This is a genomic window from Parafrankia sp. FMc2 (assembly GCF_041008525.1).
Taxonomy (GTDB): domain Bacteria; phylum Actinomycetota; class Actinomycetes; order Frankiales; family Frankiaceae; genus Parafrankia.
The window spans coordinates 1-8,218 of record NZ_JBFLUG010000216.1; the positions used below are offsets into that span (position 1 = coordinate 1).

7 protein-coding genes and 2 pseudogenes are annotated in these 8,218 nt (G+C 72.0%); all 9 read left to right on the forward strand.

Going from position 1 to position 8,218, the window contains the following annotated elements:
• Nucleotides 1–664 (forward strand): annotated as a pseudogene (locus AB1460_RS34280) (transposase); the annotation flags it as partial.
• Nucleotides 628–897 carry a HypC/HybG/HupF family hydrogenase formation chaperone gene (locus AB1460_RS34285; protein WP_420497443.1) on the forward strand — a complete coding sequence of 90 codons (270 nt, stop codon included), beginning with the start codon at nt 628–630 and terminating at the stop codon, nt 895–897. The pseudogene AB1460_RS34280 and the gene AB1460_RS34285, both read left to right, overlap by 37 nt.
• 167 nt (nt 898–1,064) lie before the next feature.
• On the forward strand, nt 1,065–2,198 hold the full coding sequence (locus tag AB1460_RS34290; RefSeq protein WP_368966490.1) for a histidine kinase: 1,134 nt from the start codon (nt 1,065–1,067) through the stop codon (nt 2,196–2,198).
• Nucleotides 2,199–2,324: 126 nt separating this feature from the next.
• Entirely contained in the window at nt 2,325–3,104 is a 780-nt protein-coding gene (locus tag AB1460_RS34295) for a LytR/AlgR family response regulator transcription factor (RefSeq protein WP_368966492.1), read from the forward strand.
• A 32-nt stretch (nt 3,105–3,136) separates the two neighbouring features.
• Complete coding sequence (locus AB1460_RS34300) at nt 3,137–3,550, forward strand: hypothetical protein (protein ID WP_368955165.1); 414 nt, start codon at nt 3,137–3,139, stop codon at nt 3,548–3,550.
• 25 nt (nt 3,551–3,575) lie between these two features.
• Nucleotides 3,576–5,309, forward strand: a complete 1,734-nt coding sequence (locus tag AB1460_RS34305; RefSeq protein ID WP_368966494.1) for a cation acetate symporter — start codon at nt 3,576–3,578, stop codon at nt 5,307–5,309.
• Nucleotides 5,310–5,666: 357 nt separating this feature from the next.
• Complete coding sequence (locus tag AB1460_RS34310; RefSeq protein WP_368955177.1) at nt 5,667–5,978, forward strand: DUF485 domain-containing protein; 312 nt, start codon at nt 5,667–5,669, stop codon at nt 5,976–5,978.
• Nucleotides 5,979–6,019: 41 nt separating this feature from the next.
• Nucleotides 6,020–7,666, forward strand: coding sequence for a cation acetate symporter (locus tag AB1460_RS34315; protein WP_368955176.1), 1,647 nt, complete (start codon nt 6,020–6,022; stop codon nt 7,664–7,666).
• Nucleotides 7,667–7,911: 245 nt separating this feature from the next.
• Nucleotides 7,912–8,103 (forward strand): annotated as a pseudogene (locus AB1460_RS34320) (IS701 family transposase); the annotation flags it as partial.
• Nucleotides 8,104–8,218 lie beyond the last annotated feature (115 nt).

Consider the following 8,218-nt stretch of genomic DNA (forward strand, 5'->3'; position numbering starts at 1 on the left):
GACCTGGCTCGACGCCTGACCGTCGCGCAGATCTCCGCCGCCCTCAAGCGGGCCCGCCGCCACGACATCGCGGAGAAGGCACGCAGGATCCGGGCCGCTTTCCAGGCCGGTCAGCTGCCGGTCCGCCCCGCCACGGCCGCCGCCTACGGCGCGGTCGTGCGCGCCCAGACCGCGCTGATCAGCGCGCTTAACATCGAGATCGACCGGCTCGGTGAGCAGGTCGGTGCCCATTTTGGCCAGCACCCGAGCGCTGAGATCCTCCCGTTCCCAGCCCGGCCTGGGACCGGTCCTCGCCGCCCGGGTGCTCGCCGAGTTCGGAGACGACCCGAAACGCTACGCCGACGCGAAGGCGCGGAAGAACTACGCCGGGACCAGTCCCATCACCCGCGCCTCCGGGAAGAAGACGGTCGTGATGGCCCGCTACGCCCGTAACAGCCGGCTCGCCGACGCCCTGCACCAGCAGGCCTTCTGTGCCCTGAGAGCCTCACCCGGTGCCCGCGCCTACTACGACCAGATCCGCGCCCGCGGTACCGGCCACCACGCCGCGCTCCGCCAGCTCGCCAATCGCCTCGTTGGCATCCTCCACGGCTGCCTGAAGACCCGCACCCTCTACAACGAAGCAGCTGCATGGCCACAGAAAGTCACACTCGACGCTGCCGCTTGACATCCAAAAACATGGGATGTCTCATGGGCACCGTCGACTTCGACGGGATCACCTGCGAGGTCTGCCTCGCCTACGTCCCCGACGCCCGAATCGGCGACTACGTCATCGTCCACGTCGGCTTCGCGATCAGCCTGGTGGACGAGGCCGAGGCTCATCTCACCCTGGAGGCCCTGCGCGCCCTCGGTGACGTCCTGCAGGCCGAGCTATCACCGCCCGACGCGGAGCCGCGGTAGCCGGGCGAGAGGCTACCGGCGGCACTGCGGCGGGCGGACGTCGCTGGCCGGGCCTGTTCGCTCAGCCGCTCAACCTCTGGCCCCGCGCGCGACATTCCGCGACCGCGAGAACCGCCGTCCAGGGGATACTCCGTCGTACCTGAGGAGCAGACGGACGGTGAGGTGTGATGGTGCGGCGTCCGTCCCGGGCCGAGCGGCGCCGCCGCGACCTCGGGACGCCGGCTGACCGGGCCACATTCGCGACGTTGCACACCGCATCGCTGGCGGCGCCGCACCTGCGGTCCGGCCTGACGCCTGACGGGGCGGCCCGCGCCGTGCGGCATCTGCGGGCGTTGCTCGGCACCGCTGCGGTGGCCCTCGTCGACACCGCGGCGACGCTGGCGTGGGACGGAGCCGGTGGCCACCATGCGGCGGGCGCCGTCGGCCTTGCCGAGCCGGTGCTGCGCGGTGGCGGAACGCTGGTGCTCGGGGCGGCGCGGGTCGGCTGCACCAGCCTCGACTGCCGGATCCGGGCGGCGGTCATCGTGCCGGTGACCAGCGGGGACCAGGTGGTCGGGGCGCTCGCCGCCTACTCCCCCGACATCGGCGCCGGCCTGGTGCGCGCGGCGGTGGAGGTGGCCCGCTGGGTGTCGGCGCAGGTCGAGCTGGCGGAGCTGGAGGCGTCCCGGACGAGGGCTGTCGAGGCGGAGCTGCGGGCACTGCGGGCGCAGATCAGCCCGCATTTCGTCTACAACTCGCTGGCGGTCATAGCCTCGTTTGTGCGCACCGATCCGGGGCGGGCGCGGGAGCTGCTGCTGGAGTTCGCCGACTTCACCCGGTACGCCTTCCGGCGGGGTGGTGAGTTCACCACGCTGGCCGACGAGATGCGCAACATCGAGCGCTACCTGGAGCTGGAGAAGGCGCGGTTCGGCCCACGGCTGCGGGTCCGGGTGCTGGTGGCGCCGGAGGTGCTGCCGGTGGCGATCCCGTTCCTCTGTGTGCAGCCGCTGGTGGAGAACGCCGTCCGGCACGGGCTGGAGGGACGTCCCGGCGTCGGCCTGGTGTCGCTCGGCGCGACGGATGACGGTGGGCAGGCGCACATCTGGGTCGAGGACGACGGCGCCGGCTGCGATCCGGAGGTGGTGCGCCGCGCGCTGGCCGGCCGGGCGGCCGGTGACTCGATCGGCCTGGGCAACGTGGACGCCCGCCTGCGCCAGGTCTTCGGGGACGCCTGCGGGCTGGTGGTGGAGACCGCACCCGGCGCAGGCACCCGGGTGAGCTTCCGCGTGCCGAAGTACGCCCCCGGCGTCCGGGCCGGCTGACCGCACGCCGCCACGAACCACCGGCAGCGCGAAAACCGGCCGAGCAACCGCTGGCGAAGAACCTGCCGCCACAGGCACTACTCCCGCTCTGGCATGTGACGCGCACTTCATCGTAGGCTACCGATCATGACCGTGGCGCGGCAGCAGGCACGTGGGGCAACGGTACGGGCCCTGGTGGTGGACGACGAGGCTCCCGCGCTGGCCGAGCTGCGCTGGCTGCTCGAGCAGGACGCCCGGGTGGGGCAGGTCAGCGCCGCCGCCAGTGCGGAACAGGCGCTGCGCCTGCTCGACACCGAGCCGTTCGACGTGGTCTTCAGCGACATCCGGATGCCGGGCCTGGACGGGCTCGATCTCGCCCGGGTGCTGGCCCGCTTCTCCGACCGCCCGCAGGTCGTCTTCGTCACCGCCTACGACCGGCACGCGCTGGACGCCTTCGAGGTGCGGGCCACCGACTACCTGCTGAAACCGGTGCGCCCGGAGCGGCTACGTGAGGCGGTGCACCGGGTACTCGACGCGGCAGGCGTCCGGGAGGCGCCGTCCGCGGAGGCCGACGAGACGATCGCCGTCGAGCTCGGCGGGGTCACCCGGTTCGTGTACCGCTCCGAAATCGCCTATGCGATGGCCCTCGGTGATTACGTGCGGCTCTACACCGCGACCGGCAGTTATCTGCTGCGGGCCTCGCTGACCACGTTGGAACAGCGGTGGGCCCATGCCGGCTTCGTGCGCATCCACCGCAGCACCCTGGTCGCGCTCGGCGCCATCGACGAGCTGCACTGCGACGAGGGGCGGTACTCGGTCCGCGTCGGCAGGCAGGTGCTGGCGGTCAGCCGCCGCCACACCAGGGAGCTGCGGGACCGCCTGGTCCAGGGCACCCGCCCGAGCCGGAGCCGGGAGCGTGACGCCTGACCGGGGCGCCTTCACCCGGCCCACCGGCGCGGGTGAGGATCACCGCGCCGCGGGCGCCGGGTCCGGCGGGCCGGCCGCTGCGGGCACCCGTCCGGGACGTCGACAGCTCGGCCGGGGTACGCGAGGTCTACCTGCGGTCTCTGCTGCGGGTACAGCGCCGGCTGGCCGTGGGGGTGCTCGCGGCCGTGGCACTGCCGCTGGCAGCGGTGCCACTGGCGTTCGCGGCGGTGCCAGCATTGTCGTCCTACCGGCTTGGCGGGCTGCCGCTGCCCTGGCTGGTGCTGGGGCTCGCGATCCATCCACTGCTGTTCGCGGCCAGCGTCTGGTACGTCCGGCGCGCTGAACAGACCGAAGTCGACTTCACCGCCCTGCTGTCCGCCGACCTGTTCCCCACCGACCCGCCGTCCGGCAGCCCGCTGCCCATCGACCCACCGTCCCGCGAATGATGTCGGCCGCGGTGGGAGAGCGCGGGTGACGCAGGCGGTGGCCGTGGCGCTGGTGTGCGCGGCGACCGTGGCCGTCGGGGCGCTCGGGCTGCGGCTGTCGCGCACCACGAGCGACTTCTACGTCGCCAGCAGGATGGTCAGCCCGCGCTGGAACGCCTCGGCGATCGGTGGGGAGTACCTGTCGGCGGCCAGCTTCCTCGGGGTCGCCGGCCTGGTGCTCGCCGCCGGCACCGACATGCTGTGGTACCCGATCGGCTACACCGCCGGGTATCTGGTGCTGCTGGTGCTGGTGGCCGCGCCGCTGCGTCGTTCCGGCGCGTACACCTTGCCCGACTTCGCCGAGATCCGCACGGGTTCGCCCGCCGTGCGGCTGGCGGCGTCCGTGCTGGTAGTCGGCATCGGCTGGCTGTACCTGCTGCCGCAGTTCCGCGGTGCCGGGCTGACGCTGCGCACGGTCACCGGAGCCCCGGGCTGGGTCGGTTCCACAGTGGTGGCCGTCGTCGTGCTGGTGAGCGTGGCGGCCGGCGGCATGCGCTCGATCACCCTGGTGCAGGCGTTCCAGTACTGGCTGAAGCTGACAGCGATCGCTTTTCCCGCCGTGGTCCTGCTGCTGGTGTGGGGCGCCGACGGGGCGCCGGACCCGGTCGCCGACCGGCCGCCGGTCGCCGCCGCGCCGATCACGGTGACGTTCACCGAGTCGGTCCGGGTGCGGGTGGACGTCCCCGCGACCGTCACCGTCGACGGCACGGTGGACGGTGCGCTGGCCCGGGGCGAACTGCGGCTGGCCGCACCGGGCGAGCTGACGTTCGGCGCCGGGACGACCGTCGTCGTGCCGGCGGGTGCGGTCGTGCCGCGCGCGGAGTCCGTCCCGGCCGGTGACGGCGAGAGCTGGCTGGCACCGGTCGCGGCCGACGGCACGGACGACCATCCGGTGTACCGGACGTACTCGCTGCTGCTGGCCCTGCTGCTCGGCACGATGGGCCTCCCGCACGTGATCGTCCGGTTCTACACCAACCCCGACGGCCGGGCCGCCCGGCGGACCGCGGCGGTGGTGGTCGGCCTGCTCGGCCTCTTCTACCTGTTCCCTCCGGTCTACGCGGCCCTCGGCCGCCTCTACGCCCCGGATCTGCTGCTGAGCGGCCGGACCGACGCGGTCGTGCTGCTGCTGCCCGAGCGGATGCTGCCCGGCCGGTGGGGCGAGGCGACGTCCGCGCTGGTGACAGCGGGCGCGTTCGCCGCGTTCCTGTCGACCGCGAGCGGGCTGACGGTGTCCGTCGCCGGGGTGCTCAGTCAGGACCTGCTGCGGGGACGGGCCCGGGCGAGCGTCGCCGGGTTCCGGGCCGGCTCACTGATCGCCGTGGTGGTGCCGGCGCTGCTGTCGCTGCTGACGGTGCGGGTGGGGCTCGCGGACACCGTGGGCCTGGCGTTCGCGCTGGCGGCGTCGACGTTCTGCCCGCTGCTGGTGCTGGGCATCTGGTGGCGGCGGCTGACCGCCTTGGGGGCGCTGGCGGGGCTGGCCGCCGGCGGCCTGCTGGCCGGCGCGGCGGTCGTCCTGACCATGATAGACGTCGACGTGCCGGGCCTCGGGGGCGTCCTGCTGGCCCAGCCCGCCGCGTGGACGGTGCCGGCGGCGTTCGCGGTCACCATCGGCGTGTCGCTGGCGACGCCGCAGGCGGTTCCCGGCGACACCCAGCAGGTGCTGGTGCGCCTGCACGCTCCCGAGGGCCGCCACCTCGGCCGCGCCGCCCGGCCGTTGTGAGGCAGCCGCTCGTCGCGGCGAACCGGCCGCTCGTCGACGGCGGGCGGACCGTCGAACGAGCTGGGGTGCCGCCCGCCGCAAGGCCCGGCGTGGCGTCTTCCCGCGCGGGCGTGCTGCCACGACAGTCGTCCGCAGGCGGAGGAGATTGTCCTGCCGCCGACGGGACCGACGGTATTGGGAGGGCAGACGGTGGCCACCACGCACGTCGCGCCGGACGATGACGGCGCAACGACCAGCGCCCCCTTAGGCGCCCCCTTAGGCGCCCCGCCCGGCGGCCCGGCCGCCGCCGACCTCCCGGCACAGCCCGCGACTGACCCGACACCTGCCGCGGGCGGCCCGGCGCCGACCTACACGGACATCCAGCGCAGTGCCGAGTTCGCGGCGCTGCGGCGCCGCTTCCGGCGGTTCGTCTTCCCACTGACCGGGCTGTTCCTGGTCTGGTATTTCTTCTACGTCCTGCTCGCGGCGTTCGCGCCCGGTTTCATGAGCACCGAGGTGGTCGGGAACATCAACATCGGCCTGCTGTTCGGGCTCGGCCAGTTCGCCTCCACGTTCGCGATCACCATGGCGTATGCCCGCTGGGCGGACCGGACGTTCGATCCCGCCGCCGAGGCGCTGCGCGTCCGCTTCGAAGCCGGGCAGCACGCGGAAGCCGGGCAGCACGCGTGAGCGCGACCGGCGAGGCGCTGGCCGCCGCCCCCGCAGAGCTGCTGGCCGCCGCCCCGAACAGGGCGCTGGCCGCCGACACCGTCGGCGAGCCGGCGGTCAACATCACGATCTTCGCCGTCTTTGTCCTGATCACGCTGGCGATCGTGATCCGGGTGTCGCGCACCAACCGGACCGCCGCCGACTTCTACGCTGGCGGGCGGGCCTTCTCCGGCCGGCAGAACGGCATCGCGATCTCCGGCGACTATCTGTCCGCCGCGTCCTTCCTCGGCATCGCCGGCGCCATCGCGCTGCAGGGCTACGACGGGTTCCTCTACTCGATCGGGTTCCTGGTCGCCTGGCTGGTAGCGCTGCTGCTGGTCGCCGAGCTGCTGCGCAACACCGGCCGCTTCACGATGGGCGACGTGCTGAGCTTCCGGCTCCGGCAGGGCCCGGTCCGCACCGCGGCCGCCGTCTCAACCCTGGCGGTGAGCTTCTTCTACCTGCTCGCCCAGATGGCCGGCGCCGGCGGACTGGTCAACCTGCTGCTCGGTGTCTCCGGCGGGACGGGGCAGAACGTCACGATCGCCGCCGTCGGCATCCTAATGATCGTCTATGTGCTCGTCGGCGGGATGACGGGCACCACCTGGGTCCAGATCATCAAGGCGGTGCTGCTCGTCCTCGGCGCCGCGCTGATGACCTTCTGGGTCCTGGGCAAGTCCGGGTTCAATTTGTCGTCGCTGCTCGGCGACGCGGTGGCGGCAAGCCCCAGGGGCGAGGCGGTCCTCGGCCCGGGTGTGCGCTACGGGACGTCCACACTCACGAAGATCGACTTTGTGTCGCTCTCGCTGGCGTTGGTGCTCGGCACCGCCGGGCTGCCGCACGTGCTGATGCGCTTCTACACGGTGCCCTCGGCGAAGGAGGCGCGGCGCAGCGTCGTCTGGGCGATCTGGATCATCGGCTGCTTCTACCTGTTCATCCTGGTTCTCGGCTACGGCGCGATGTACCTGGTGGGGGCGGAGGCCATCAACGCGGCCCCCGGCAAGGTGAACTCGGCGACACCGCTGCTCGCCTTCGAGCTGGGCGGGACGTTCCTGCTCGGCATCATCGCCGCGGTGGCGTTCGCGACGATCCTCGCCGTCGTCGCCGGGCTGACGATCACCGCCAGCGCGTCGTTCGCGCATGACGTCTACAACAGCGTGGTGAAGAAGGGCGAGGCCGACCCGGACTCGGAGGTGCGGGTAGCCCGGATCACCGCGGTCGTCGTCGGCATCGTCGCGATCGTCGGCGGCATCTTCGCCAAGGACCAGAACCTCGCCTTCCTGGTCGCGCTGGCTTTCGCGGTCGCGGCGTCGGCGAACCTGCCCACGATTCTGTACTCGCTGTTCTGGAAGGGCTTCACGACCCGCGGCGCGCTGTGGAGCATCTATGGCGGGCTGACGTCGGCGGTCGTGCTCATCGCGTTCTCACCGGTGGTCTCCGGCAAGGTGGACGCGACCGGCACCAGCACCTCCATGATCAAGGACACGTCGGTCGACTTCTCCTGGTTCCCGCTGGAGAACCCGGGCCTGGTGTCCATCCCCCTGGCGTTCCTGCTCGGCTTTCTCGGCTCGGTCACGTCACGGGAACCGCACAACGCGCAGAAGTACGCCGAGATGGAGGTTCGTTCACTGACCGGTGCCGGCGCGGAGAAGGCCGCCACGGCCCACTGACGGAGCTGACCGACCGGGGGCCGGGCCGGCGGTAGCCGGTAGCCTGTCAGGGCTGCGACAAAGTCGTGGTCGGCGTGTCGGCTGGCGTCGCGGGCTGGTAGCGGCTAGTACTCCAGCCGGACTTTAGTGATCATTTTGATCTGATGGGTCACGGTTGAGATGCGACGTTGAGGTGGAGCCGGTCCAGGCATACAAGAGGCCACCGGTGATCATCGAGGTTTGTGACGACTCTCGAAGATCATCCGGTGGCCGTGTGCCCCAGCGTAGACCCCGACGGGTGGCGAGAGGCGTTCGAGGGGCTCGCGGTCCGGCTCGACCGCCGGTTCCGTCGGCCGGAGTCCCGCCGGCGGATGCGCCGGTTCCTGCGCGGGCTGATGGCCGGGCTGCCGCGGGTGAATTGCTGGACGTTGGCGGAGTACGCCGGGGTGAACCGCCCCGGGAAGGTTGGAGGCTCTAGGTTGTGACTGTGACCTGGGGTTTCTGGGCTGTCAGGTAGTAGTTGGCTTCGCATTCGACTGGTGGGATGTGGCCTATCTCACCATGTAGGCGTCG